The sequence below is a fragment of the Pseudomonas sp. s4 genome (assembly GCF_046764235.1).
GTDB lineage: Bacteria > Pseudomonadota > Gammaproteobacteria > Pseudomonadales > Pseudomonadaceae > Aquipseudomonas > Aquipseudomonas asiatica.
Map to the genome: position 1 here is coordinate 19,746 of NZ_CP177209.1, position 25,352 is coordinate 45,097.

The window sequence follows — 25,352 nt, forward strand, 5'->3', positions numbered from 1 at the left end:
AGAAATGGTGTCCACTTAAATTAGGTGGACACCATCGCCTTTGGCGTCGGGGTCAGGAAGGTGAGTTGGCCGGACGGTTACGCTTCACCGCCCTCATGTCCGTTTCAACGTGGTCGACGACCTTGAAGCCGTTTGCCTCCAAGTGCGCTATCCATTTCTTACAGCAACCGCAATTAGCGTCCCGGTGCACATCGATAGTCAGGGGCTCCGCAGCAAAGGCGGCTGAGGCGATTAGAAGTGACGCTGCGGTACTTAAACCGAGGAAGCGGCGCTTACTTGTCATGAGTGTGCTCCTTCCCGTCTTTGTGCACATGGGTTTTGGGAGTAGAACCTGTGTGGTGGTCCGAGTGCGCCTCGCCGGACTCGTGTTCACCGTGGTGCTCCGCTACTGATGAAGACTCCGAATGCGAACTGCCATGATCATGACTTTCCTCAGCCACGCCGTTTGCTGCGGAATCATCATGATTTCCATGACCTGATTTCGCACCACCGTGTTGGCCTTCATGGTTATGCATATCGCTTTCGCCACCGCCATGTTGGTGACCACCACTGGAAGCGACCATCATCTGGTACTGCTCAGCATTGAGTTGCGGTAGCTGGTCCAGGAACGCGACGATTCCCCAGATGTACTGGTCGTCCATGCTCTTACCCCAGGCTGGCATGCCTGTCGCTTTGATACCGTGCTTGATGGTCCAAAACGCAGCAGCAGGGTCACCGCTTACACCTATCTCGGTGAGGTTTGGTGGGGATGGGTATAGGGCTTGGCTGAGTTCAGTTTTCTCCACCCCTGGCGCGAGGTGGCAACCGATACACATGGCGTTGTAGTTGCCTGCCCCTGCTTGGATGAGAGCAGGATCTTTAAGGTTTGGCACCTCAATGTCGCTTGCTCGGACTTCAATCGAGCGATCCCGCGCCATGGCCAAAAACGCATGCACAGCGGGGAAGTGTGGGTCGTCCGCACCAACGTTCACGAGACCGAAGTAAGCAGCACCTAGCACTGCTGCGCTAGTAACAGCACCTGCCGCCACCAGCGTTGTAATTGTTTTTTTCATGTTGAGTTCTCAAAACCACATCCGAATACCGGCCACAAAACGAGCTTCGTCCACGTCCCCGCCTTCATCCCGAATGAAATCGGCGGTTTTGCCGTAGGAACGGCTCCAGGTGACACCTATGTATGGCGCGAACTGGCGAACAATCTCGTACCGTAACCGCAGCCCGACTTCGGTGTTTGCCAGGCCAGAGCCGACGCCGCGTTCCGGGTCGTTCTTGCCATAAAAGTTGGCCTCAGCGGTTGGCTGAAGAATTAAACGATTGGTTAGCAAGATGTCGTACTCGCCCTCCAGACGGGCAGCGGTTTGACCGTTCTCGCCGATAAAGGCGGTGGCTTCAGCTTCGAAGTCATACAGGGCCAGGCCCTGAATACCGAACGCAGCCCAGGTCTGCGGATCCTCCGGTTTGAAATCCTGCCGGACGCCGGCGACAACATCCCACCACGGGCTTACCGAGCGGCCATAGAGGAGCTGCAGCTCAGCATCTTCAGTCACACCATTGGTTCGTTCACCTTCCGAGCGAATCCAGAGCCTATTGATATCGCCGCCCACCCAGCCGGATGCATCCCAAGCAAGCGTGCTACCTTCATCGGCATCTTGGTATTCCAGTTGGTCTAGCAAGAAAAAGCTGTTGAACCCGCTGTCATCCATTTTGTGCCCGTCAAGCGGGGGGAAGGCAGCCTGCCGGTCGGCATCAGTCAGCACCGGGATTGGCGTACGGCTGGTCGGGGTCGGCGAATCAGCGTTCCCGTTTCCCATCGTGGAATGACCCATCGCGCCATGATCCATGCCTTCCATGGACCCGTGATCCATGCCTTTCATGCTTCCATGGTCCATCTTGCTGTGGTCCATCGAGGCGGGTTTCGCTTTGGGCTGGCCATGGCCCATTTTGCTGTGATCAACGGGTGCAGGTTGCGTGGGTTGCTTGCTCGCGCCCATCTGGCTGTGGTCCATGCCCGGCATCGCAGCCTGTGATGAGGCGTGGTCCATCTGCATGGCACCGTGGCCCATTGCCGAGTGGTCCATTCCGGAATGATCCATTTCAGCGGCGAAGCTGGGCGAAACGCCCAGCACACCTAAAGAAACGGCGAATGCCAGCAGCGATGGTCGTGCAACGCTATTGGCCATTTTTCCCTGCCTTAGCTTTGTCGCTGCCATGCGATTCCATCATTTTGCTGTGATCCATTCCTTCCATGGAACCATGATCCATGCCCTCCATAGAGCCATGATCCATGCCTTTCATGGAGCCGTGATCCATGCCTTCATGGTTCATGCCCTGGGCTTGCTTGCTCTTCGAGCCGTTCGATTGCGCCGCGTTGGACGACTTTTGAGAGTGCTGATCATGGTTGTCACTGGACCAGGAAGACGGGGCGTACACCGCGAGCAGGCCAACCATCGCGGCAGAGAGGAAAAAGGCGCTTCGTTTCATTGGTTTGCTCATCTCGTATCTCCAGTTCATTCGTCCACGCGGACTTCTCGGAACATGCCCATCTCCATGTGGTACATGAGGTGACAGTGATAGGCCCAGCGCCCGAGTGCATCTGCGGTTACGCGATAGCTTCGTTTCGAGCCAGGCGGCATATCGATCGTGTGTTTTCGCACCATGAAATTGCCGTCCTCATCCTCCAGGTCACTCCACATGCCGTGCAGATGGATGGGGTGAGTCATCATGGTGTCGTTGACCAAGGTAATACGCAGGCGCTCGCCGTACTTGAGCCGCAGCGGCTCTGCGTCAGAAAACTTGATCCCATCGAAGGACCAAGCGAACTTTTCCATATGCCCGGTAAGGTGCAGTTCGATTGTCCGGCCAGGTTCCCGGCCGTCAGGGTCGATGAAGGTGCTACGCAAATCCGAATACGTGAGAACCCGACGCCCGTTATCGCGAAGCCCGATCCCCGGATCGCTCAGCTTTGGCGTAGGGGTCATGGTCTGCATATCGACCAGAGGGTTGTTTGTTTCGGAGGCGGGATGGTTCTGCATGGCACCGCTGGCGGCCATATTGCTTTGGTCCATACCGGTCATGTTGCCGTGGTCCATGCCAGCCATCTTGCTATGGTCCATACCGGCCATGCTGCCGTGGTCCATGCCAGCCATCTTGCTATGGTCCATACCGGCCATGCTGCCGTGGTCCATGCCAGCCATCTTGCTATGGTCCATACCGGCCATGCTGCCGTGGTCCATGCCAGCCATCTTGCTATGGTCCATACCGGCCATGCTGCCGTGGTCCATGCCAGCCATCTTGCTGTGGTCCATACCGGCCATGCTGCCGTGATCCATGCCACCCATGCTGCCGTGGTCCATCCCCATATCACTCATGGAGATGAGAGGCCTTGGATCTACAGCCGGCACCGGTGCCTGCAGGCCCTCACGGACAGCCAAGGTACCCCTTGAATAGCCGGTGCGATCCATGGATTGAGCAAAGATGGTGTAAGCCTGCTCGTTTTCAGGCTCGACAATGACATCGTAGGTTTCAGCAACGGCAATCCGGAATTCATCGATCGACACTGGCTTAACGTACTGACCGTCGGCTGCGACAACCGTCATTTTCAAGCCGGGGATCCGCACGTCGAAATAGGTCATCGCCGAGCCATTGATAAAGCGAAGCCGGATTTTCTCCCCTGGCTTGAAGATTCCCGTCCAGTTCCCATTTGGCGCCTGGCCGTTCATGAGGTAGGTGTAGGTGTGCCCGCTCACGTCAGCGAGATCGGTTGGGCTCATCTTCATCTCGGCCCACATCTTTCGATCGGCCACAGCAGCAGACCAACCTTTCTCGCTCACGTCGTCGACGAAGTCGCCAACGGTGCGCTTGTGGAAGTTGTAATAGTCCGACTGTTTTTTGAGCTTGGACATAACCCGCGCCGGGTCTTCGTCGGTCCAATCACTCAGCATGACGACATAGTCACGATCGTAGGTGAAAGGCTCTGGATCCTTGGCATCAATCACCAGCGCACCGTAAACACCGACCTGCTCCTGGAAGCCCGAATGGCTGTGGTACCAGTAGGTGCCGTTCTGGTGGACCTTGAACTTGTACTCGTACATGCCGTCGGGAGCGATGCCATGGAAGCTTAGACCCGGCACGCCGTCCATATTCGCCGGCAGGATGATGCCGTGCCAGTGGATGGACGTGTCCTGCTTCAAGCGGTTGCGAACCCGTAGCGTGACCGTGTCGCCTTCGCGCCAACGGAGTATTGGTCCTGGCAGCGAACCGTTGATGGCCATCGCCGTTCGAGCTGCCCCGGTAATGTTCACCGGGAGCTCCCCGATGTACAGGTCAAAATCGGTGCCGGTCAGTACGTTAGGCTGGCCAGGGCTGGTTACGGCCCAGACCGGCGCGCGCCACATGCCCAGCCCACCCAGTAGTCCGGTAGCAGCCAGGCCTTTGACGAATGAACGTCTCGTGGTTTTGCTTTGCATGCCGTTGCGTCCAATCAGGTAGATCGCTGATATCCAGACTGCGGGATCCGCAGCCATCTGGTTTCAATTGAGCTCCCCCAAGCCTCGTAGACTTTCGCCAAAGCACAAGGATTGCGGGAGGCAATACCCCGAAAGCTGACATAGTTCAGATTCCGGGGTGATTACATTTCTGTAAGCTAAGCTCAGCAGCTCTCGTGGCCGGGGTGCTTTTGGCTTTGGGCGGTAACAGGAGCCTCTGCTTTTTTCTCCTGAGCAACCTGGTAAGCCTGCATGGAAGATGCACGTGCAGCTTCCATCCTGGCGAAGGTGCGATCCGCGCCGCCTTCAGCCAGGGCGAGGCTCGCCATGCCGAAGGTGACTACCATCACAATCGCTTTGATCATGTTCATTTGCGTTTCCTCTAAGGGTCAGTTTCGCCTGATTGGCGCCGTTCACAGTGCTCAAGCTAGCTACCCGGCACTGTCAGCAAGCTGAGCCCGACATTACTTTTCCGTCAGCTTCTGGTTGGGTGCCTTTTTTGCTGCACACTGAAGGGCATCCAAGGGGGCGCAGCAGATGAAATTACTCGTAGCCGAAGATGAGCCAAAAATCGGGGCCTACCTGCAGCAAGGGCTGACGGAGGCAGGCTTTACCGTCGATCGTGTGGTCACAGGGACCGACGCGCTGCAATACGCTTTGAGCGAGGCGTATGACCTGCTGATTCTTGATGTAATGATGCCGGGGCTAGACGGCTGGGAGGTGCTGCGGATGGTACGTGCGGCAGGGAAAGAGGTCCCAGTCTTGTTTTTGACGGCCCGTGATGGCGTGGACGATCGCGTGAAAGGGTTAGAACTCGGGGCTGACGATTACCTGGTCAAACCCTTTGCATTCTCGGAACTGCTAGCGCGTGTGCGCACTTTGCTGCGAAGAGGCAGCAGTGGCTATGCTCAGACCACTATGAAGATGGCTGACCTGGAGGTAGACCTGCTTAAGCGCCGGGCCACCCGAAATGGCAAGCGGATCGACCTCACAGCCAAGGAGTTCTCCTTACTGGAACTACTCATGCGCCGACGCGGCGAGGTACTGCCGAAGTCCCTGATCGCATCGCAGGTGTGGGATATGAACTTCGACAGCGACACTAACGTGATCGAGGTTGCTGTTCGTAGGTTGCGGGCCAAGATTGATGACGATTTCGCCCCCAAGCTCATACATACAGTTCGTGGCATGGGCTATCTGATGGATGTTCCCGAGTAATGCGCGCCCAATCGTCGCTCGTTAAACGCCTTACCCTCATGTTCATGTTCGCGGTCATCGCCGTATTGGTCGTTGCCGGCGTGAGCTTCTACATGCTCAGTCAGCACCATTTCCAGATGCTGGATGAGCAAGCCCTGGCCGAGAAACTCGAATCCACCCGGCACATCCTTTCACTTTCAGCAGCACGTGATGAACTTGAGGATCAGGAGCCTCAACTGCGTGCTTTGTTGGGGACTCATCAGGACCTTTCTGCGGAGATTCTTGATGCTGACGGTACTGTCCTGTTCTCGGACTCCAAGGCATCCCGCATCCCTGAGCGCTTTAAGCAGGCCTCTTCTGGCGCCGTTTGGGACTGGCAAATCGACTCGCGGAACTTCCGGGGGATTACCTCTCAACTGGCTATAGCGCAGGCGCAGGCGCCGGTAACAGTCATGTTGATGCTGGATGTCACCAGCCATGCCCACTTTTTCAAGACGCTGCAATGGTGGTTCGGCATTGGCTTGGTCATCAGCGCTCTGGTTAGTGCAGGATTGGGGTGGATCGTGGCCAAGAGCGGTCTTCGGCCGGTTGGGCAGATCACCAAGGTGGCGACATCCATGTCTGCCCGGTCCCTTCGCGAGCGAATTCCATTGGAGCCCGTGCCGCTTGAATTGCAGGAGCTGATCCTCTCCTTCAACGGAATGCTTGCACGCCTGGAAGACGCGTTCGTCCGGCTATCAAACTTCTCAGCCGACATCGCACATGAGCTGCGGACTCCGGTAAGTAATCTTCTGACGCATACCGAAGTCGTTCTGACCAAAAAACGCGACCTCGATGCCTACGAAGACAACCTCTACTCCAATCTTGAAGACCTCAAGCGCATGTCGCGCATGATCGATGACATGCTGTTCCTGGCAAAAGCTGATAACGGCTTGATCATCCCCGAGCAGGTTGATATCGATCTGGTCGGGCTAGTGTCCAGACTGATTGAGTACTACCAGCTTGCAGCCGAAGACCGAAGCATTCGGCTTGCCCTTCAAGGCGAAGGTACGATCCGTGGTGACCGGCTAATGATTGACCGGGCGGTTTCCAACATTCTATCCAACGCTTTGCGCTATACCCCCGAAGGCCACGATATCGCCGTCCGGATTGTCGAGGCGGCTGATCAAGTGAACCTGTCCGTCCAGAACAATGGGGCCACGATTGATCCGGAACATATCAACAAAATCTTCGACCGGTTCTATCGCGCTGACCCTGCAAGGCGGGAAGGAAGCCCAAGCAACGCCGGCTTGGGTCTGGCCATAACGCGTTCGATCATCGAGGCTCATGGTGGGCGAATTTGGTGTACCTCCGCTGACGGCGTGACGAGTTTTCACATCGCTCTGCCGCACGCCAAACAATCCACTTCCAAGCCTCAAACGGCTTAATGCTCATTTCATGCGTGTAACCTATACTCGGCCATCATGAACCGGCTCCTACGACTGTTCACCATCCTGCTTCTAATCGCATCGCTTCCTCTCAACGGCATGGCGGGAGTCGACTCAGCCATTGAACCATGCCCCATGCAAACCATGGGGATGGAGATGATGGCGGGGATGGATCACGATTGTTGCCAGGATACTGATCCAGGATCAGCTGCCGACCACTCCAAAGCCTGCAAAGTGGGCCAGGAGTGTAGAACCGCGAGCACAGTTCAGGTCGAAATAATTAACCCCACGCTCACCTATTCTGCGCCTAGGCCAGTAGATACCTATGCGGTGAGCCTCGTAAACAGGGCGCCTCCTGACCCTTGGCGGCCACCCCGCGCCTGATTACCTCTTAAATTCACCCCATCGTCCTGTTTTGCAGCCGGATGATGGCATGCGCTTGCGCGCTGATTTTTTGAGGAATCATTTCCATGACTCCCCCACGTTACCGATTAGGGATGGCATGTCTGGCCGCTCTGATCAGCCTGTTGTCGACGTTACCGGCTCAGGCTACACCGTTGTCTCTGGAGGAAGCGCTTCAACTTGCCGAACGCAATGCCCCCATCCTCCAGGCCAGGCAAGAGCAAATGACGGCCGCTCGACACGCTGTGATCCCAGCAGGCGAGCTGCCTGATCCACGTCTCAACCTAGGAGTGCAGAACCTTCCTGTTGACGGCAGTGATCGTTGGAGCATGAACCGCGATTTCATGACGATGCAGGTTGTCGGCCTCTCCCAGGAAGTACCAAACCGGGACAAGCGGGAGGCACGAGTTGAGACGGCACGAGCGAGCGTTGAGCGAGCCGATGCAGAGGCGGTGTTCGAGCGCTTAAAAGTGCGTGCTGCCACAGCCCAAGCTTGGGTCGCGGCGTACACCGTTCAACGGAAACTGCAGCAGTTTGAGGACTTCTACAAAGAAAACCGTCTGTTGGCCGCAGCAATCCGCGCACGCCTGGCCGGCGGTACCGGCGCGACGGCCGACGCACTTGCTCCTGACCAGGAAGCTGCGCAACTCGATGAGCAAAAAGATGTTCTGCTCACACAGGCCGCTCAGGCACGGGCTGCACTCAAGCGATGGATTGGAGAGGATGCTGATCCGCAAGCTCAAGCATTTCCGCGCTGGCCAGTGAGCGCGCCGGACTATCTACACGCTATACATGCACATCCAGAATTGGCGACCTACAACGCCCTTACGCGGGAAGCACAAGCTCAAGTGCACCAAGCCTTGGCAGAAAAGAAGTCGGACTGGGGGTGGCAGGTGGATTACCAGCGGCGCGGGCCTGAATTCAGCAATATGGTGAGCCTGCAGGTAAGTTTCCAACTGCCCTTGTTCGCTGGCTCACGGCAGGACCCGATGATCGCGGCACGTCGCGCACAAGTCCGGCAACTGGAGGACGAACAGGAAGCGGCATTGCGTGAGCATAAAGCGCAGCTGGAGACAGATCTTGCGGATTACCAGCGATTGCAGCGAGCAGTGCAGCGCAGCCGTGAAACATTGTTACCGCTAGCGGAGGATCGAGTCCGCCTCGCCCTTGCTGACTATCGAGCCGGTAAATCACCCTTAAGTGAGGTTCTCACCGCTCGACGTCAGCGGGTTGAAACACGACTGCAAGACATCGATCTGCAAGGACAGTTGGCCGCGACAGCTGCACGGCTGCACTTCGCGTATGGAGAGGTGCGCGCATGAGAAATTCAACTATCAGCCTTGTGGTATTGGCCGCGTTGGCTATCGGCGGTGGCGTTGGCTATCAGCTAGCAAAGCGTGGGCAGGTGTCCACTGCCTCCCCTGAAACGCTACAGAAGGTGCTGTATTGGTATGACCCGATGTACCCCCAGCAGCACTTTCCAGCACCGGGCAAGTCGCCCTTCATGGACATGCCACTGGTGCCGAAGTACCAGGAAAGCACCGCTGCTGAGGTGAGCCCCGCAGTTCAAGTTTCACAGGGGCTCCAACAAAACCTGGGGGTCCGTCTGGCTACCGTAGCGAAAGGGCAGCTTGCTCGAACCCTCCAGGTGAGCGGCGTGCTTACCTTCGATGAGCGGGATTTTAGCGTTCTGCAGGCTCGTACCGGTGGCTACGTCGAACGCACCTATGGCCGCGCTACAGGCGACGTGGTTGCCAAGGGCGCCCCATTGGCAGATGTGTTGACGCCTGAATGGGCGGGCTTGCAGGAAGAGTACCTGGCGCTTCAGCGATCTGGGGACAATGAATTGCGCGCTGCAGCTCGGCAACGACTACTGCTGGCGGGTATGCCTGCCGATCTTATCAACCGGATTGACCGTACGGGAAGGGTCCAGAATTCGGTAACGCTCTTGGCCCCAACAGCAGGCGTCCTTCAGGCTCTGGAATTGCGGCCAGGCATGACAATGACACCGGGTGCAACGTTGGCGAAGATCAATGGTATCGCGAACGTCTGGCTTGAGGCCGCAGTACCTGAAGCGCAAGCCCAAGGCCTACAGGAAGGACAGGCAGTGCAGGCGAATCTGGCAGCGTTCCCAGGCGAACCTGTTCCCGGCAAGCTGACCGCATTGCTGGCTGATGCGGATCTGCAAAGCCGCACCTTGCGGCTTCGTATAGAACTGCCCAACCCCGGCGGCCGGTTGCGCCCAGGCATGACCGCGCAGGTTTCCCTCCATCCGTCCGGGCAACAGGATGACAGCCTACTGGTGCCAGCCGAGGCGATCATTCGGACGGGGAAACGCGATCTCGTAATGGTGTCAGAAGACGGAGGTCGATTCCGGCCGGTGGAAGTAGTGCTCGGCCAGGAAAGTGCTGGCCAGGTGGTCGTGCTGCGAGGCCTTCAGGCGGGCCAGCGCGTTGTGGCGTCCGGGCAGTTTCTGCTGGACTCCGAAGCGAGCTTGAAAGGTATCGAGGCCGTTACTGCTGGCGATGCTCCACTTGCGCAACCTGTACAGCCGGCTCTACATCAGGCCAATGGGCGCATCGTTCAAATAGAAGGTAATCAGCTGACCATCGCTCATGGACCGTTCGTGACGCTGGGCATGCCTGGTATGACGATGACTTTCCCTGTGGCAGATCCCCGCTTGATTGCCGGACTCAAGGTTGGCGAACGCATCCGGTTTGGAGTGCGCGAGCGCGATGAAGGCATGGTCATCGAGCAAATAACCCAGCAGGAGAACCAGCCATGATCGCGAACCTGATTCGTTGGTCGGTTGGCAACCGCGTCCTGGTCCTGCTGGCAACACTGTTTGCCGTAGCTTGGGGCGTTTTCTCTCTGCGCAGTTTGCCGATCGACGCGTTGCCTGACCTGTCAGATGTGCAGGTGATTATCCGCACCTCCTACCCAGGGCAGGCACCGCAGATCGTGGAAAATCAGGTGACATATCCCCTGACCACCACAATGCTTTCCGTACCCGGAGCCAAGACAGTGCGGGGCTTTTCAGCATTTGGAGACAGCTTCGTATATGTGTTGTTTGAGGACGGCACAGATCTCTATTGGGCGCGGTCCAGGGTGCTCGAATACCTAAGCCAGGTTCAGTCTCGATTACCGGCGTCCGCTAAGCCAGTGCTCGGACCCGATGCCACTGGTGTAGGCTGGATCTACCAGTATGCGCTGGTGGACCGCAGTGGTACCCATGACCTGGCACAGCTGCGCAGCCTTCAGGACTGGTTCCTGCGCTTCGAGTTGAAAACTCTTCCGGACGTTGCCGAAGTGGCGACGATAGGCGGGATGGTCAAGCAGTACCAGGTAGTGCTCGATCCGCTGCGCATGGCCAGCTTGGGAATCACTCAAGTTGAGGTTTCGGACGCCATCGCCAAGGCCAATCAGGAAACCGGTGGCGGCGTGCTCGAACAAGGCGAAGCTGAGTTCATGGTAAGGGCTTCCGGCTATCTGAAGTCACTCGATGATTTCCGAGCCATTCCCCTGCGCCTGGCTGCGAAGGGTATACCCGTAACACTGGGCGATGTAGCCACTGTACAGCTGGGCCCTGAGGCACGTCGCGGCATCGGCGAGCTTGATGGACAGGGCGAAGCGGTGGGCGGCGTAGTAATTCTGCGCAGTGGCAAGAATGCGAAAGATGCCATCGCTCACGTCAAATCCAAGCTTGAATCGCTGGAAAAAAGCCTGCCTGCCGGGGTCGAGCTGGTCACTACCTACGACCGTAGCCAGTTGATCGATCGTGCTGTGGAAAATCTGAGCCAGAAGCTGATTGAAGAGTTCATCGTGGTCGCACTGGTGTGCGCTGCATTTCTTTGGCATCTGCGCTCATCGTTGGTCGCCATCGTCTCGCTTCCGGTTGGTGTCCTCATTGCCCTGATCGTCATGCGCCACCAGGGCATCAACGCCAACATCATGTCGCTTGGGGGCATAGCCATTGCAATCGGTGCGATGGTGGACGCCGCTGTGGTGATGATTGAGAACGCGCACAAACGGGTTGAGGCTTGGCATACGTGGCACCCTGGAAAGTCGTTGCGTGGCGAAGATCATTGGAAAGTGATGACTGAGGCAGCAGTCGAGGTCGGGCCTGCGCTGTTCTTCAGCCTCATGATCATTACGCTGTCCTTCATACCGGTATTCACCTTGCAGGCTCAGGAGGGAAGGCTGTTTGCGCCCCTCGCATTCACCAAGACTTATGCAATGGCAGCAGCAGCGGGCCTTTCGGTTACCCTGGTACCCGTGCTGATGGGGTACTGGATTCGGGGTCGTTTACCGGCAGAAGAGCGCAACCCACTCAATCGAACCCTGATACGGCTCTATCGCCCAGCATTGGAGATCGTTCTACGCCGGCCAAAGCTCACGTTGGCGGGTGCACTGTTGATTTTGCTCAGCAGTGTCTGGCCCCTGAGCCAGCTCGGCGGCGAATTCTTGCCGCCACTGGATGAAGGCGATTTGCTGTACATGCCGACTGCCCTGCCAGGTCTTTCGGCGCAGAAAGCCTCTGAGCTTTTGCAACGTACGGACCGGCTGATCCGAACGGTACCGGAGGTCGCCAGTGTCTTCGGTAAAGCGGGCCGGGCTGAATCAGCGACCGACCCGGCCCCGCTGGAGATGTTCGAGACGACTGTCCGACTTAAACCGAAGGATCAGTGGCGAGCAGGGATGACCACTGAGAAGCTGATCGAAGAGCTGGACCGTACCGTGCAGGTACCTGGGCTAACCAATATCTGGATCCCACCGATTCGAAACCGTATCGACATGCTCGCAACCGGTATCAAAAGCCCGATCGGCGTAAAGGTTGCCGGCAGCAATTTGAATGAGATCGACCGGGTGACTCTGGCTATCGAGAAGGTGGCCAAAACGGTTCCAGGGGTGACTTCCGCCCTCGCCGAGCGATTAACCGGTGGACGCTACATCGATCTGGATATCGACCGCCAATTCGCAGCGCGTTACGGCCTGAACATTGCTGATGTCCAAGCGATTGTTGCCGGCGCCGTTGGGGGCGAAAACATCGGCGAAACCGTAGAAGGCCTGGCGCGATATCCCATCAGTGTTCGGTACCCACGGGAGTGGCGTGACTCTGTTGATGCCCTGCGGCAGCTACCGATTTACACCAGCCAAGGGGGGCGAATCACACTGGGAACCGTGGCACGGGTGCGTATTGCGGACGGTCCACCCATGCTCAAGAGTGAAAACGCGCGCCCCTCGGGCTGGGTGTATATCGACGTGCGGAGACGGGACCTGTCCTCCGTCGTTGCCGACCTGCGCCGGCTAGTCGATCAGCAGGTGAAGCTCGATCCTGGCATAAGCTTGAGCTATTCCGGGCAGTTCGAATACCTGGAGCGCGCCAATGCGCGCTTAGCATGGGTAGTACCGGCGACGCTGGCCATTATTTTCGTCCTTCTCTACCTCACGTTTGGCCGCCTCGGTGAAGCGCTGCTGATCATGGCTACCTTGCCATTTGCGCTAACCGGCGGCGTATGGCTGCTGTACATGATGGGCTACAACCTGTCGGTGGCCACGGGTGTCGGTTTTATCGCCTTGGCTGGGGTCGCAGCAGAGTTTGGAGTCATCATGCTGATCTACCTCAACAATGCCTGGACTGAACGAAACGGCAACGGTACGCAGGGGCAACCTGCGCTTCTGGATGCTATCCGCGAAGGGGCCGTGCAGCGCATCCGCCCCAAAGCCATGACCGTAGCAGTGATCGTCGCAGGCTTGATGCCAATCCTCTGGAGTAGCGGTACCGGCAGCGAAGTCATGAGCCGGATCGCTGTACCCATGGTCGGCGGCATGCTCACCGCGCCTTTGCTCTCACTATTTGTAATCCCTGCGGCTTACTGGCTCGTCAGGCGCCGCGGACTCGCTGTACACGATAACCCCCAAACAGGAGTAACCCGATGAAGAAGCTACTGATCAGCGCTGGCCTGGTGTTCGCCGTTGCGGCGGCGGTGCAGGCCCAAGACATGTATGGCACGGATATGAAGAATATGCCCATGGAAGGCAACGAGACCCAAGGCAGCCAGGCGGCTCCGACTGCATCGGCTGAGGGAACCATCAAAGCTTTGGAACCAGGTAAAGTTACCTTGGCGCATGGACCAGTATCAGCCCTGAAATGGCCGGCAATGACCATGGGCTTCAGCGCTACCGAGCAGCAACTCAAGGGACTCAAGGTAGGCGACAAGGTCAGCTTCGATTTCCGAATGAATGGGGGCACAGCGACGATCGTAGGCATTCGCAAGCAGTGACGGATTGACTTCTAACCCTGCCTATTAGAGCTGATAGGCAGGGTCATTTAGCCAAACTTTGGAAAAAGTGCTGCCGCAATTCCTGACCGCGCCGCCTTCAGCTCTGTGCCTCGGGACGCTAGTTGGTCTTTGCGCTCTGTAGCCGGGATGCATTCAGATCAGAGTAGTAGCTGACGTTTGAGCAGAGATCTTCGTGCATCACGATCTATATGGGTCGAAAGCGGACAGGGCATCGCAAAGTCATCCAACTGCCTGAGTTATCCGAACGCCAACAAGGATTCCACCGAGCTTGTCGACAAGAAAACCCGCGACAACTCAGAGTGTTATCCGAGCAAACAGACTTTGGATACCCTATTCCCGCTAGAAACACTGCCGCTGAAACCCTCCTGGCATGTAGCTCCTTCGTCCTACGCTTCAGCCTCTATGACCCCCACCCAACCTTTCGCGCAGGTGCGGAACGAACCTAGGCGTAACGCGGGTATAAGCTTCGTAGGCAGCGCCAAACTGCTTGTGCATTTCCCGCTCTTCGGAAACCGCCAAACGCCCGTACATCACCAGCAACACCGGGAACATTGCCAGCGTCAGCAGCGTCGGCCACTGAAGGAGAAAGCCCAGAAGAATCAGCACAAATGCCACGTACTGCGGATGTCTGATCCAGCCATAGGGCCCGACCGTTGCAAGTGAACGGCGGCGTTGCGCGTGATATAGCACGTTCCAGGCGGCAGAAAGCAAATAGAAGCCGAAACCCAGGAATAGGTAACTGGCAATGTGCAAAACACTGAAGTGTGGGTTGCCCTGGTCACCGAGCAACGTCGACCACAGATGGCCGGATTCGTGGGAAAGCAGATCGAGGTTGGGGAACCTGGCCTGCAACCAGCCTGACAACAGATAGATCGTCAGGGGGAAGCCATACATTTCCACAAACAGGGCAACGATGAAGGCCGAGAATGCACCGAAGCTCCTCCAGTCTCTCGCCGTTGCCGGCTTGAAGAAACTGAAGGCAAACATGATGAAGATCGCGGAGTTGATGAAAACCAGCGACCAGAGGCCATACGCGCTTTCACCATGATTCATGATGGATCTCCCGGCTTATGGATATCAGCCTTATCGGAGGGGGCCGGTTTGCTCTGGCCCTGGTGATGGTGTCCCCCATGTCCTCGATGCATGAAGACATGCATCAGCGGACAGGCGAGCAACAACAGATAAGGCAGGGCTCCAACGACATGGGCAAGGTGCTCGGTGAGCAGGAAGTAGACGGCGATCCCACCGATTACCACCAGGCCGATTGCATAGCGTGAACGCCAGAAACTGTGTGGTGAGCCGTTTTCATCGAAGTGAGGGTTCATAGCGACTCCTGGGAAAGGAGATGGGTTACTTCGATGCAGCAGATGGCATGCGGTCCATCATCATCTGCATCATCGACTCCATCATGTCCATGCGCTTTTCCATCATCTGGTGGCGGGCGGCCATATCCCCGCCCATGCCGCCATGCATGCCCCCCATTTCAGGCATGCCACCCTCCATGGACTTCATCATGGCCATGCCATTTTTCATCAGCGCCATATGCTCGGCCATCAACGCCTGACGGGCTTCCGGCGTTTTGGCTGCAGCCATCTTTTCGTGCATGGCTTGCATGGCCTTCATTTGCTGGTCCATCGCCGCCATTTGCCCTTTGTCCATTGGCTGAGAAGGCGTCTTCTCGGTAGCCGCCGCGCTTGGCGCATCGGCCGGGTGATGTGTCGAGTGTTCATCGGTGTTTTGCGCCATGGCGCCCACGGACGCTGCGGCCAAACAAAGTCCGATCAGTAAATTTCGAACGTTGTTCATCATCATCTCCTTAGCACTGTTTTAAAGCCGGATGCCTTGGTCTGGGCGCTAGGCCTCACCTGGCACGACAAGCAAATTACTGCGCCGGCGTGAATGCTCATTTTTCGCGTCGTGCTCGGGTTGTACACCGACGGGCTATTATTGGGCACTCGGCGGCTCGAAGCTGATCCCGTTTGGCCCGGCGCCAACCTTATGGGTAGCAACGACCTTTCGGCTGCTCGTATCGATGACAGATACGGTGCCCGCTTCAATATTGCTGACAAACACATAAGCGCCGTCGCTGCTGATGGCCACACCATGGGCACCCTTGCCGGTGGTCACGGTGCCCAGGCTGCTACGCGTCTGGAGATCTACGATGGAGACTCGGTCGTCCGGATTCTGGCCACTGCCCTGATTCGCGACATAGACCTGGCGACCGTCAACGGTGGCCATCATCTGGATTGGCGTGCGGCCGACATCAACCTTGCTGATCACCTTGCGTCTGGCCGTGTCGATGATGCCAAGCTGATTTGTCGCACTGAGCGAGACGAATGCCAGGCGACCGTCAGGGGCAAAGCCGACCTGGACAGGGCCTTTGCCCACGGGAATCTGCGCGGTTTCTTTGAGTGTGACGACATCGATAAGCGATACGCTGTCGCTCTTCATGTTCGCGATATAGAGTGTCCGGCCATCAGGGCTCAAGCGCAGCCCATGGGGATAACGCCCAGTTGGAATACCGGGCAACTCGATTCGCTGCTCAAGGTCAAATACTCGCACCTGGTTGGCAGCGGAATCGGTCACAAAAGCTCGCAGCCCGGTGACGTCGGTGACCACATGAGCCGGGTGATCGCCTGCCGGGAAGCTGAACGGTGGCCTGTCCAGCGCGCTGGTACTGAACACCAGCAACTGCCCACCGGGCTTTTCACCGCTCGAATGCCCCGCATGTCCAGCCACTCCAACAACCAGAAGCAAGCTGCCGTCGGGCGAAACCTGTAGGTTGTGGGGTGCGATCGGCAAGGCGACCGTGCTCACATCACCTGTCGCAAGATTTACCTGGCTAATGGAAGCGGACCGTTCATTGGCCGTGTAGACGTTACCCGTAGGGTTTGCCATGACCAGCCCCAGAGGGATGAGCAGGGATATCCCCAAGGCCATAGAACTAAACCGCTTGGCAGTCATCATTGTGAATGAGCTCCAACGAGGGGCCGGGGTATGTGAGCCAGGCTGGCCTATACATTTACTCAAGATAAACACCAATCGCGAAGCATTTTCTTGATCAGCGTCAACGTCCACAGCTTGACTCGGCACTGGGTGATCGAAGGCCGTCCATTTCTTGGGGAGTATTGCTGGCTATCCCGACCCGGAGTCAGTCGACATCAGGCTGTATATGAAGAAACCGCGCCATGAAACATGGCACGGCGGCTTGCCATCTGAGCGGTAACGAGACTTAGCGACTGACTTTGGTTGGGTAACCAAGCGCCTGGACCAGTGCACCGACGCGTTCCGCCTCGATGTTGCTTTGGACACTCACTGTACCGGCAGCACGATCAACGATCACCTTCGCGTCGCCATCGGCAGCCTGGATGGCCTTGGTGATCTTGTTGACACAACTGCCACATCCCATACCGGAAACTTCCAAAACGAACATAGCGGGCCTCTCATGCTGGTACGGCTTTTCTCGCCGCATTTACAGCTTCAACCTTGACACGATGACAAGGTCAAGGCCCGGTCAAAGGATTTATCTTCGCCCTGAAATCTTGTCCAACTCCTCTGGCGGCGGCCCCTGCTGCATCACAATTGTCCCTTACGATCTTGGCAGAAGATGGCGGACGTCGCAGTTGCCCGATGTCCTCCATCAGGACCAGATTGGCGCCGAACTCGCGGACATACCCGCTAAGGCCAAAGCCCTAGACAGTCAGTCATATGGATCAGGCGTTGAAACGCTGATGGCGGAACTTCCTCTCATAGGTTGCGGTGTGCCCATTTCAGTCTGTGACTACGCGCTTCAGCCGCAGTGCGTTGAATACCACGGAAGCCGAACTTACGCTCATGGCCAATGCCGCAATCATCGGTGACAATAGATGGCCGGTAAGCGGGTAGAACAAACCTGCCGCCAGCGGTATGCCCATAGCGTTGTAGAAGAATGCGAAGCCCAAGTTTTGACGCATGTTCTTCACCGTGGCCACGGATAGTGTTCTGGCCCGCAGGATGCCCATCAGGTCGCCCTTGACCAGCGTCAACTGGGAGCTGTTCATGGCAACATCGGTGCCAGTTCCCATGGCGATCCCGACATCAGCCCGGGCCAGCGCAGGGGCATCGTTGATCCCATCTCCTGCCATGGCAACCCGGCGCTTATCGCCCTGCAGGAGCGCCACCAGTTGCTCCTTGTCCTCGGGTTTCACTTCTCCGTGGACTTCCTCGATGCCGAGTTGTTTCGCGACCGCACGTGCCGTAGTCAGGCCGTCGCCGGTGGCCATGATGACCTTCACATCTTCTGCCTGTAGCCGGGTTACCGCCTCCTTGGAGGTGGGTTTGACCGGATCGGACACCGCTAGCAGGCCAGCGAGCACGCCATCGACGGCCAAGTACATGATACTCATGCCTTCCAGACGCAGCTGCTCGGCGCGGTCTCGCAACGGACTGGTGTCGAGGCCAGCCTCTTCCATCAAGGTCGTGTTGCCAAGCTGCAGCCGTTTGCCGTTCACCTGGCCACGTACACCGATCCCAGAGCCCGACTCAAACGCCTCTGGCTTGGACAAGCTGTGTCCATGCGCTCGCGCATGATCGACAATCGCATGTGCCAGCGGATGCTCGCTGCCTTGGTCCAGGCTGGCGGCAAGGCGCAAGACTTCGGGTGGCATGAACTGCCCGGTACCGACCACGCTATGAAACACTGGCCGGCCCTCGGTGAGGGTCCCGGTCTTGTCGACGATCAGCGTGTCGATCTTGCAGAGGTTCTCGATAGCACTGGCGTCTCGGAAGAGCACGCCACTGCTGGCAGCCTTCCCGGTAGCGACCATGATCGACATGGGAGTGGCTAGGCCGAGCGCGCAGGGGCAGGCAATGATCAGGACCGCGACCGCATTGATCAGGCCGAAGACCCAGCCAGGCTCCGGTCCGAAAAGCCCCCAGCCGAAGAGCGTGACCAGCGCGACCAGAATCACCCCCATGACGAAATAGCCGGCCACGGTGTCCGCCATCCGCTGCATCGGGGCTTTCGAGCGCTGAGCCCGCGCGACCATCTGCACGATTTGCGAGAGCACTGTCTCGGCGCCGACCTTCTGCGCCGCCATCACAAGGCTGCCGTGGGTATTCAGCGTGGCACCGATGAGTGCATCCCCAGCTTTCTTCATCACTGGCACGGGCTCGCCTGTCAGCATGGATTCATCGATAGCACTTTCGCCTTCCAGGACCACCCCGTCGACCGGCACCTTCTCGCCAGGGCGAACGCGCAGGTGGTCGCCCGTATGCACGTGGGTGAGCGGAATATCTTCCTCCTGACCATCGGCCCCGATGCGACGGGCCGTCTTGGGGGCAAGACCCAGGAGCGACTTGATGGCGGCGGAGGTTTGTGAGCGCGCCTTGAGCTCGAGCATTTGGCCGAGCAACGTTAATGAGATGATGACTGCAGCCGCTTCGAAGTAGACACCGATGCGGCCATCCTGCATGAAAGTCGTCGGGAAAACCTGCGGGAACACTGTGGCCGCAACGCTGTATAGGTACGCCGCAGCCGTTCCCAAACCTATCAGGGTCCACATATTCGGGCTGCGATTACGAATCGATGCGACCCCACGCACGAAAAACGGCCAGCCAGCCCATAGTGTCACGGGAGTGGCCAGAATCAACTCCACCCAATTCTGTGTGGCACCATGCAGCAATTGGAGTTGGTGGGCAGTCATGGCCAACACGGTCACGATGACCGTCAGGGGCAAGGTCCACCAGAAGCGGCGGGAGAAGTCCTTGAGTTCCGGGTTCTCGTCTTCCTCAAGCTCCGGTATTACCGGCTCTAGGGCCATGCCACAGATTGGGCAACTGCCCGGCCCACGCTGGCGGATTTGGGGATGCATCGGGCAAGTGTATTCGGCGTCCGCCGCGTTGCTTGGCTGCGGGGCAGCCGAGTGGAGATGGCCCGCGTGTTCTTGGTCCTGGGGAGGGCTAAGATAATGCACAGGCGCTGCGCGGAATTTCGTCAGGCACTTTTCACTGCAGAAGCGGTATGTCCTTCCCTCGTATAGCTCGAAGTAGCGACTATCCGGTGGCACCGTCATACCGCATACCAAATCGCGCTGACTACCATCCGGTTGCTCATGCGGGTGCGAGTGGTCATGGTCATGGTCATGGTCATGCTGGCACGATTCGGTGTGCATGAAGTAGTTCCCTTTGTTGTCCGGTTTGGACGAGTTTTCACCCTTCTGGTGAGAATACCCGCCATGGTTGTGCCCGAAGAGTTGCGTCAGCGGACAGAGCAACAAAATTAAATAACTGTAGTGCCTGTGACAGGTGGCCATAGTGCACGAGCCACATAAAACAGGCCAAATATGGCCAGCATGATCAGTGCAATACCGCCTTTAGTCCGCCAAAAAGGTATTGCCAGATCTGTACCACGGCGATGGGCTCCGTCATGATCAACTCCCAAGCTGGGTGGGAAATATCGGCCGCTGCCGTATTGTCCAGCCTAGACAACATCTCCTTGAACAGCTGTGACGCCAATCAATGCTCCTGTAAGCGTGTCGATTATTGTTGTGGTGTAGCGTCATGGCATAGATCATTTCTGGAGGTTGCTGATCCTGCTGCTGCACCAGTGGTTGCCCTTCGACAATGCGCTGGCTGCCTTGTACCCCGGCGAGGGAGTGCCCAAGCCGCTGGAGGAGTACGACGCCGGCTCCCGGTGGGGAACGCCGTCCATGCTTTCCTGCCTGGACGGCCTATACTTGCTCGACCCCTTCTACCAGGCCTGTCAGGAAGGCCTGCCCAGTGGGCTGTAACGCCTGGAGGAGATCGCTTCTGACCAGTTCCGTCAAAGCGAGTACTTCCTCAGTTACTTCCACGCCAACGCATTGGAAGACGAGGTGCAGTTCGTTCTCCAGTTGCCGGCCAAGGTAGCCTTATGCGATCTAACAGCTCAAGCCCCAGACCTGATACATGCGGTGCGGTACAGCGCTGATCGGGTCACTCTTCGCTGTTCCCCTTCCAGCTTTGCCTTTGCCCACAGCAGACGTCGGAGATGAAACTGCTCGGCGGACTCACAAACCTGCTCCAGTGCTCTCGCACAAGGCTTTGATCTGGCCATCTTTGCTTGAATGGCTGACCCGTGGCAGGGCGTTGGCCGTGTTTTCTTCGTGCGTGTTGAGCCCAAGGCGAGCGCGATCCACCATCCACAGGCCGCTACTGCCGCGCGCCAATTCTATGCCGGCACTACTCGTCAAAAAATAGGTGAGTGCTTACCCGGCAGGCAATGGGCTACTATCGAGCCCTATATCTATCCGAAAGGGTTAGCTCCGTTGCCAGGGAATTGCATGCAGGCCATCGATATTGAAAACGCGATCGTTCTTCCTTGGGGGCTTGGCTCAAGATCGCCCCATGACCTGTTTTCTGTGTGCGCAGAAATCATTAACTGCCCTGGTGACATCGTTTTAGACGCTAGCAACCTCTCGTATATCGATCCGTTAGGGATGGCCACGCTGCGAGCGTTGTTTGAAAACCAGTTGGTCCAGAAGCGAGTTTCGATGCAGTTTTTGAGCAGAGACCTGACCTCCTACCTGGCCAGGATGGATTTTTTCAAGGACATTGATGTAGAGGGTGTAGATCTATCGGGGGTAGGACGTCGAAACGACCGAAGCACCTCGTTGGTGGAAATCACCAAAATCAGCGAACACCATCAAGCAGAGGCTGCAGCCTCTCGCCTCGCTAGAGCTATTACGGGAAGGTTGACTCAATCGGACCCGGATGCCCCAGTCGACGAGCACACGGGACGGAATGAGTTTGACTCCTACCGGGGCCCTCTGGAGTATTCGCTCAAGGAGCTATTGGAAAACTCGCTTACTCACGCCCGCAGAGAGGGACGTGGTGACGCCGCCGTTTGGCTGACCTGTCAGTTTTATCCAAAATTGAACCTTGTACGCATGGCCATCGTCGATAATGGGTGTGGGTTTCTCGCGACACTGAGGAATCACCCTGAGCTTCATGACCGCACGCATTTGCACGCGATCGAGGCGGCACTCAAACCGCGAGTGAGCTGCAACCGGGGTGCGATGGCCCAGATCCTGGGTAGCGAGAACCAAGGTATCGGGTTAACAACTACCGCAAAAATTGCAGACGCGGCGGGCGGTGGTTTGATCATCGTGAGCGGCAATGGCATACATGACACAAAGCGTCGGCAGTCTCAGGAGCTGCATGATGCGCTGTGGAATGGTGTATCGATCGCGTTTAGCTGTACCCGTGAGCTGCTGCCCACCATTTCGATCAGTGACTTGCTGCCGAAGGACGATGCAGGACAGGTTGACGACGATCTCGACCTAGATCTGAATTTCCGCTAGCTCTGGCTTTTTGATAGCTCGAGGGCTAGAGTCGATCATGCAAGGAGCGGTAAATGGGAGATTCAGCGTCAACTGAAACTCTCGGGCTGCAAAAAAGGATTATGCAATACAAGGGGTTACGACATGCAAACTCAAATTCGATTAAGTAGGGATAGTTCTATCCGAACGTACGGAATGCGAGCTTCAGCGATCCCCTACCGTACCGAAATCGAACGCTCGCTCAGCAGTGGTGAGAGCGTTGTCATAGATTTCGCTGGGAACGATGTCACTCAGTCCTTCGTCGACGAGTTGATCGGGGCGCTGATTCTGAAGGAGGGTCGCCAGGTGGTATCGCGCCTTGCCTTTGAAAACTGCACCAACGATGTCAAAGGAATCATTAAATTTGTGGTCCATGATCGAGTTCGACAGCTGCAAAAAATGCCCGCGTGACGGATCCGCATTGAATTTAAGGCCCTCAATATTGAGGGCCTTTTCATTGGTGCCAGGCAAAAGATAGCCGTCTTGAGTGGCCCCCATAGCTCGCCCTGAAAAGCGAATGTCAGGGGACACACCGCAGAAAAGCGTTCTGTAGCGGAGGAATACGTGGAAAACGGAGCTTAGGTTTCCTCATTGAGATGTGTAGAAATCCATCGCGACTCACCTATGCAAAGGCTGCGAAAAGCCTGAATCTACTGGGGTATCGTGGCGTGAGATATGTGCAAAAAAATGTGCACAGCATCTGCGGATTGGAGAGCTGGCTTGGCTCCTTAAGTAAAACCATCAAGCTGCAACGGACCTGCAACTCCTGCGGCTTGAAGCAAAGCGGGTAATACCACCCCTGCAGGCCCAACGAGCATTATCTCTTCCGCCCCGTCCATCCCCACGTCGTCAAGGTTCACATGGATCACGGTTGCCCCGGCCGCCAGAGCCATATCTGGAATACCGGCTGCCGGCATGACTACGCCAGATGTACCCACCGAAATCAGCAAGTCACAGGCTTCCACAAGCCTTACTGCTGAACGCCACGCATCCTCTGGAAGATTCTCTCTGAACCAGACCACCCCAGGGCGCAACCTCCCGTTGCATCGAGTGCACCGCGGAGGCTCGATCATCTGTCCCGCCGGGGGAACCGCCAGTTGATCTGGTGATAACTCTGCTGGCCGGTGGCATCCGAAGCATTTCACGTCCATCAAGCGGCCATGAAGGTGTATCACCGAACTGGAGCCGGCTCGTTCATGCAGATCATCAATATTCTGGGTAACGACAGATACGTTCCAGCCAGCATCAGCTATCCGTGGAATAGATAGATGAGCCAAGTTAGGTTTGGCCTGGCCAACCTGCTGCCGGCGCCAAAGATACCAGCTCCAGACGAGAGCTGGATTTTTGCGAAAGGCGTCCGCTGTTTCGAGACGCTGAGGGTCATGCTTCGCCCAGAGGCCTGTCAGCTTGTCGCGGAAGGTCGGAATTCCGCTGTCAGCAGAGATGCCAGCACCCGTGAAAAAAACGACCCTCTTGGACCTGCGCAAAGCCTCAGCAGCTCTTTGCAAATTGCTCATTGGACACACCTCAGCCCCGCAGCGGGGACTCCCTTGCAGTAAACACGGTAACGGCCGCACATCCCAGCTAAAGCACTCGCGTTTGATCGGAAAACCAAGCGTAGAGCGCAGGGTGCCGCATACTGCTGCTACCGCTCTAGTAAACCTCCAATGGATTTCAGCTACCCGACCTACAGCTATCTCTAGCCCCATCGCGGGAGGTGCATATGACCACTCCCTTTGCTCACATCCAGACCCGACATGAGCCTTCAACCGCCCTGAATAAAAGCAAGGTCGCTTTGGTTGCTACCCTGTCGATTGAAGCCAATTCAGACCGGACGATCGATGCTTACCTTGGTGGCCTGCAGATGTACAACGATCTATTCGAGTGGCGGCTGGATGAATACCCCCAGGAAGCGCTAGATCTCATCATCGACTGCTTTCTCCCCGCAGAGTCGGTGCCTCAATCCATCCTGAAGAGTGGCGTTTCAGCCGGGCTCATCCGCTCCAGGGTCTTCCAAAGCGGAGACTGGATATCAGGCAAGCAATGGCTTCAGCTCGCATCTACCTCCACCCCAGGGGGTGGAGTTGACCCCGACCAGCTACTGGCTGATGGTCAGATCTTCTCGCTTCGACCTGGGAAGGTCGACTTCTTCCCCGCTTATGCTTTGGACGGTAGCAACGGCTATCAACCGATCAGCAGCCTTTGCGACGTATTGTCCGTTCTCTCGACTCGCATGGACGAGTGGTCTATGGCGGCTTGGTTCCAATCAGAAAATTCGTCTCTGGGCGGTATCGCCCCCAAAGCCTTGCTGTCATCCGCCCCAGAATGGGTGCTAGCTGCGGCAAAGAAAAAGCCAAGAGGAAGACGTGTGATTAGATGAACGGCTTCAGATTGCATACCGTGACGCGCCCGATGGATAGTGTCTCAGGGGATCAAAGATGAGCAGTCAACCAGCTCCCCGCAACGATCGTAACTGGCGACCCGTCTTCCATGATTGCTATTCGACGGTGATCAAGGCGGTTGATGCTCGATATGACGTTCGCGGTTATTTGTTATCAGAGTTGGTGAAGCTGTGCCTGAAAAATCGGGCCACAGTTCCGCTAGCCCGGCGAGCCTACTACGAGGGATGCGTTCAGAAGGAAGCCATAGCTTTTCTGGAGCGTTATACCTCCCACTTGCTATTCGGCCCAGGCGGCCGACTCTCGCCGCAGGAATACCGATACGGCGCATATTGATGCTCTCCAAGGCCCAACTCTGGCGTAATCATTTGTCCCAACGTTGGCAGAGGCTTCATGATGAAAATCACTGGTCGTGTAGAAACAGAAGCGGTGGTCGACGTGAGCTGCGACGTATGCGGCTCCTCCACACGTTTGGAAAACGGCAGCCTGCAGTATGGGGTGCTCCAGGCGCACTGGGGCTTTGGTGCACTGCATGACGGAGAGCGCTATGAGGTACACCTATGTGAACCTTGCTTCTTCCAAACCATCGCTTACCTCAAGCAAGAGCGGCGCACAGCCAACATGTTTGAAGGTGATCCGCAGCAGCCCGAGGATGACTTCGGCCTCGCTTCCAGGGATGACTTCTTCCGTGATGGTCATTGATTTGAAAGCCAAACCAGCCATGCTACTTCGGCTTTTTAGGTGAGGACGGGGACTGTGAGTCCACGTATCGATGGAAGGCTAGTGCTAGGTCTTCGTCGGTCGC

At 57.1% G+C, this 25,352-nt stretch carries 23 protein-coding genes and 2 pseudogenes; 11 read left to right on the forward strand and 14 right to left on the reverse strand.

Going from position 1 to position 25,352, the window contains the following annotated elements:
- Positions 1–79: 79 nt before the first annotated feature.
- From ACK56M_RS00090 to ACK56M_RS00115, 6 genes and pseudogenes are all read right to left on the reverse strand, one after another.
- Positions 80–283, reverse strand: a pseudogene (locus ACK56M_RS00090) (DUF411 domain-containing protein); the annotation flags it as partial.
- Positions 273–1,052: a c-type cytochrome gene (locus ACK56M_RS00095; RefSeq protein ID WP_011953081.1), complete on the reverse strand. Its 780-nt coding sequence runs from the start codon at positions 1,050–1,052 to the stop codon at positions 273–275. The pseudogene ACK56M_RS00090 and the gene ACK56M_RS00095, both read right to left, overlap by 11 nt.
- A gap of 9 nt (positions 1,053–1,061) precedes the next feature.
- Positions 1,062–2,177 (reverse strand): copper resistance protein B, encoded by a 1,116-nt coding sequence (locus ACK56M_RS00100; RefSeq protein WP_011953082.1) that lies wholly within the window; start codon positions 2,175–2,177, stop codon positions 1,062–1,064.
- Entirely contained in the window at positions 2,167–2,490 is a 324-nt protein-coding gene (locus ACK56M_RS00105) for a hypothetical protein (RefSeq protein ID WP_012269845.1), read from the reverse strand. The genes ACK56M_RS00100 and ACK56M_RS00105 overlap by 11 nt, the downstream gene beginning before the upstream one ends.
- A gap of 14 nt (positions 2,491–2,504) precedes the next feature.
- Positions 2,505–4,463 (reverse strand): copper resistance system multicopper oxidase, encoded by a 1,959-nt coding sequence (locus tag ACK56M_RS00110; RefSeq protein WP_012269846.1) that lies wholly within the window; start codon positions 4,461–4,463, stop codon positions 2,505–2,507.
- A gap of 182 nt (positions 4,464–4,645) precedes the next feature.
- Positions 4,646–4,852, reverse strand: a complete 207-nt coding sequence (locus ACK56M_RS00115) for a co-regulatory protein PtrA N-terminal domain-containing protein (protein WP_011953085.1) — start codon at positions 4,850–4,852, stop codon at positions 4,646–4,648.
- A gap of 166 nt (positions 4,853–5,018) precedes the next feature.
- Here ACK56M_RS00115 and ACK56M_RS00120 point away from each other — a divergent pair, with 166 nt between their 5' ends.
- The 6 genes from ACK56M_RS00120 (at position 5,019) to ACK56M_RS00145 (ending at position 13,788) form a co-directional block, all read left to right on the forward strand.
- The gene (locus ACK56M_RS00120) at positions 5,019–5,696 is read left to right on the forward strand and encodes a heavy metal response regulator transcription factor (RefSeq protein ID WP_011953086.1); all 678 of its coding nucleotides are present in this window, start codon (positions 5,019–5,021) and stop codon (positions 5,694–5,696) included.
- Positions 5,696–7,102: a heavy metal sensor histidine kinase gene (locus tag ACK56M_RS00125; RefSeq protein ID WP_411959202.1), complete on the forward strand. Its 1,407-nt coding sequence runs from the start codon at positions 5,696–5,698 to the stop codon at positions 7,100–7,102. The genes ACK56M_RS00120 and ACK56M_RS00125 overlap by 1 nt, the downstream gene beginning before the upstream one ends.
- A gap of 470 nt (positions 7,103–7,572) precedes the next feature.
- Positions 7,573–8,826: a TolC family protein gene (locus ACK56M_RS00130; protein ID WP_011953089.1), complete on the forward strand. Its 1,254-nt coding sequence runs from the start codon at positions 7,573–7,575 to the stop codon at positions 8,824–8,826.
- A complete protein-coding gene (locus ACK56M_RS00135) occupies positions 8,823–10,289 on the forward strand; it encodes an efflux RND transporter periplasmic adaptor subunit (protein WP_011953090.1) in 1,467 nt (488 codons plus the stop codon). The genes ACK56M_RS00130 and ACK56M_RS00135 overlap by 4 nt, the downstream gene beginning before the upstream one ends.
- Entirely contained in the window at positions 10,286–13,444 is a 3,159-nt protein-coding gene (locus tag ACK56M_RS00140; protein ID WP_011953091.1) for an efflux RND transporter permease subunit, read from the forward strand. Before ACK56M_RS00135 ends, ACK56M_RS00140 begins: the two co-directional genes overlap by 4 nt.
- On the forward strand, positions 13,441–13,788 hold the full coding sequence (locus tag ACK56M_RS00145; RefSeq protein WP_011953092.1) for a copper-binding protein: 348 nt from the start codon (positions 13,441–13,443) through the stop codon (positions 13,786–13,788). Before ACK56M_RS00140 ends, ACK56M_RS00145 begins: the two co-directional genes overlap by 4 nt.
- 414 nt (positions 13,789–14,202) lie before the next feature.
- Here the strand turns inward: ACK56M_RS00145 and ACK56M_RS00150 are convergent, their stop codons facing one another.
- The 7 genes from ACK56M_RS00150 to ACK56M_RS00180 all read right to left on the reverse strand — a co-directional run bounded on the left by ACK56M_RS00150 (position 14,203) and on the right by ACK56M_RS00180 (position 20,304).
- On the reverse strand, positions 14,203–14,862 hold the full coding sequence (locus ACK56M_RS00150; protein ID WP_011953093.1) for a methyltransferase family protein: 660 nt from the start codon (positions 14,860–14,862) through the stop codon (positions 14,203–14,205).
- The gene (locus tag ACK56M_RS00155; RefSeq protein WP_011953094.1) at positions 14,859–15,134 is read right to left on the reverse strand and encodes a DUF2933 domain-containing protein; all 276 of its coding nucleotides are present in this window, start codon (positions 15,132–15,134) and stop codon (positions 14,859–14,861) included. Before ACK56M_RS00155 ends, ACK56M_RS00150 begins: the two co-directional genes overlap by 4 nt.
- 25 nt (positions 15,135–15,159) lie before the next feature.
- Positions 15,160–15,615 (reverse strand): hypothetical protein, encoded by a 456-nt coding sequence (locus tag ACK56M_RS00160; RefSeq protein WP_011953095.1) that lies wholly within the window; start codon positions 15,613–15,615, stop codon positions 15,160–15,162.
- Positions 15,616–15,753: 138 nt separating this feature from the next.
- On the reverse strand, positions 15,754–16,776 hold the full coding sequence (locus ACK56M_RS00165; protein ID WP_011953096.1) for a cytochrome D1 domain-containing protein: 1,023 nt from the start codon (positions 16,774–16,776) through the stop codon (positions 15,754–15,756).
- A 265-nt stretch (positions 16,777–17,041) separates the two neighbouring features.
- Positions 17,042–17,242, reverse strand: a complete 201-nt coding sequence (locus tag ACK56M_RS00170) for a heavy-metal-associated domain-containing protein (RefSeq protein ID WP_004575963.1) — start codon at positions 17,240–17,242, stop codon at positions 17,042–17,044.
- 337 nt (positions 17,243–17,579) lie between these two features.
- The gene (locus ACK56M_RS00175) at positions 17,580–20,102 is read right to left on the reverse strand and encodes a heavy metal translocating P-type ATPase (protein WP_135198622.1); all 2,523 of its coding nucleotides are present in this window, start codon (positions 20,100–20,102) and stop codon (positions 17,580–17,582) included.
- A 43-nt stretch (positions 20,103–20,145) separates the two neighbouring features.
- Positions 20,146–20,304, reverse strand: a complete 159-nt coding sequence (locus tag ACK56M_RS00180) for a hypothetical protein (RefSeq protein WP_015268414.1) — start codon at positions 20,302–20,304, stop codon at positions 20,146–20,148.
- Positions 20,305–20,351: 47 nt separating this feature from the next.
- Here ACK56M_RS00180 and ACK56M_RS00185 point away from each other — a divergent pair.
- The 3 genes and pseudogenes from ACK56M_RS00185 to ACK56M_RS00195 form a co-directional block, all read left to right on the forward strand.
- Positions 20,352–20,687, forward strand: a pseudogene (locus tag ACK56M_RS00185) (helix-turn-helix transcriptional regulator); the annotation flags it as partial.
- A gap of 423 nt (positions 20,688–21,110) precedes the next feature.
- On the forward strand, positions 21,111–22,130 hold the full coding sequence (locus ACK56M_RS00190) for an ATP-binding protein (RefSeq protein WP_015268415.1): 1,020 nt from the start codon (positions 21,111–21,113) through the stop codon (positions 22,128–22,130).
- Between the two features lie 174 nt (positions 22,131–22,304).
- Entirely contained in the window at positions 22,305–22,559 is a 255-nt protein-coding gene (locus tag ACK56M_RS00195; protein ID WP_128337688.1) for an STAS-like domain-containing protein, read from the forward strand.
- A 317-nt stretch (positions 22,560–22,876) separates the two neighbouring features.
- Here the strand turns inward: ACK56M_RS00195 and ACK56M_RS00200 are convergent, their stop codons facing one another.
- Positions 22,877–23,665: an SIR2 family NAD-dependent protein deacylase gene (locus ACK56M_RS00200; protein WP_012312013.1), complete on the reverse strand. Its 789-nt coding sequence runs from the start codon at positions 23,663–23,665 to the stop codon at positions 22,877–22,879.
- 206 nt (positions 23,666–23,871) lie between these two features.
- On the opposite strand from ACK56M_RS00200, the gene ACK56M_RS00205 reads away from it, so the two are divergent.
- Positions 23,872–24,528 carry a hypothetical protein gene (locus ACK56M_RS00205; protein WP_012312014.1) on the forward strand — a complete coding sequence of 219 codons (657 nt, stop codon included), beginning with the start codon at positions 23,872–23,874 and terminating at the stop codon, positions 24,526–24,528.
- 412 nt (positions 24,529–24,940) lie between these two features.
- Positions 24,941–25,249 carry a hypothetical protein gene (locus tag ACK56M_RS00210; protein ID WP_012312015.1) on the forward strand — a complete coding sequence of 103 codons (309 nt, stop codon included), beginning with the start codon at positions 24,941–24,943 and terminating at the stop codon, positions 25,247–25,249.
- Positions 25,250–25,352: the final 103 nt, after the last annotated feature.

Bases quoted from the DNA above. Each gene is read 5' to 3' on its own strand.
- ACK56M_RS00140 (WP_011953091.1), top strand. From the start codon at position 10,286: ATGATCGCGAACCTGATTCGTTGGTCGGTTGGCAACCGCGTCCTGGTC.
- ACK56M_RS00110 (WP_012269846.1), bottom strand. From the start codon at position 4,463: ATGCAAAGCAAAACCACGAGACGTTCATTCGTCAAAGGCCTGGCTGCT.
- ACK56M_RS00165 (WP_011953096.1), bottom strand. From the start codon at position 16,776: ATGATGACTGCCAAGCGGTTTAGTTCTATGGCCTTGGGGATATCCCTG.
- ACK56M_RS00205 (WP_012312014.1), top strand. From the start codon at position 23,872: ATGACCACTCCCTTTGCTCACATCCAGACCCGACATGAGCCTTCAACC.
- ACK56M_RS00130 (WP_011953089.1), top strand. From the start codon at position 7,573: ATGACTCCCCCACGTTACCGATTAGGGATGGCATGTCTGGCCGCTCTG.
- ACK56M_RS00120 (WP_011953086.1), top strand. From the start codon at position 5,019: ATGAAATTACTCGTAGCCGAAGATGAGCCAAAAATCGGGGCCTACCTG.
- ACK56M_RS00125 (WP_411959202.1), top strand. From the start codon at position 5,696: ATGCGCGCCCAATCGTCGCTCGTTAAACGCCTTACCCTCATGTTCATG.
- ACK56M_RS00095 (WP_011953081.1), bottom strand. From the start codon at position 1,052: ATGAAAAAAACAATTACAACGCTGGTGGCGGCAGGTGCTGTTACTAGC.
- ACK56M_RS00105 (WP_012269845.1), bottom strand. From the start codon at position 2,490: ATGAGCAAACCAATGAAACGAAGCGCCTTTTTCCTCTCTGCCGCGATG.
- ACK56M_RS00200 (WP_012312013.1), bottom strand. From the start codon at position 23,665: ATGAGCAATTTGCAAAGAGCTGCTGAGGCTTTGCGCAGGTCCAAGAGG.
- ACK56M_RS00195 (WP_128337688.1), top strand. From the start codon at position 22,305: ATGCGAGCTTCAGCGATCCCCTACCGTACCGAAATCGAACGCTCGCTC.
- ACK56M_RS00210 (WP_012312015.1), top strand. From the start codon at position 24,941: ATGATGAAAATCACTGGTCGTGTAGAAACAGAAGCGGTGGTCGACGTG.
- ACK56M_RS00150 (WP_011953093.1), bottom strand. From the start codon at position 14,862: ATGAATCATGGTGAAAGCGCGTATGGCCTCTGGTCGCTGGTTTTCATC.
- ACK56M_RS00145 (WP_011953092.1), top strand. From the start codon at position 13,441: ATGAAGAAGCTACTGATCAGCGCTGGCCTGGTGTTCGCCGTTGCGGCG.
- ACK56M_RS00135 (WP_011953090.1), top strand. From the start codon at position 8,823: ATGAGAAATTCAACTATCAGCCTTGTGGTATTGGCCGCGTTGGCTATC.
- ACK56M_RS00190 (WP_015268415.1), top strand. From the start codon at position 21,111: ATGCAGGCCATCGATATTGAAAACGCGATCGTTCTTCCTTGGGGGCTT.
- ACK56M_RS00170 (WP_004575963.1), bottom strand. From the start codon at position 17,242: ATGTTCGTTTTGGAAGTTTCCGGTATGGGATGTGGCAGTTGTGTCAAC.
- ACK56M_RS00155 (WP_011953094.1), bottom strand. From the start codon at position 15,134: ATGAACCCTCACTTCGATGAAAACGGCTCACCACACAGTTTCTGGCGT.
- ACK56M_RS00115 (WP_011953085.1), bottom strand. From the start codon at position 4,852: ATGAACATGATCAAAGCGATTGTGATGGTAGTCACCTTCGGCATGGCG.
- ACK56M_RS00175 (WP_135198622.1), bottom strand. From the start codon at position 20,102: ATGGCCACCTGTCACAGGCACTACAGTTATTTAATTTTGTTGCTCTGT.
- ACK56M_RS00100 (WP_011953082.1), bottom strand. From the start codon at position 2,177: ATGGCCAATAGCGTTGCACGACCATCGCTGCTGGCATTCGCCGTTTCT.
- ACK56M_RS00160 (WP_011953095.1), bottom strand. From the start codon at position 15,615: ATGAACAACGTTCGAAATTTACTGATCGGACTTTGTTTGGCCGCAGCG.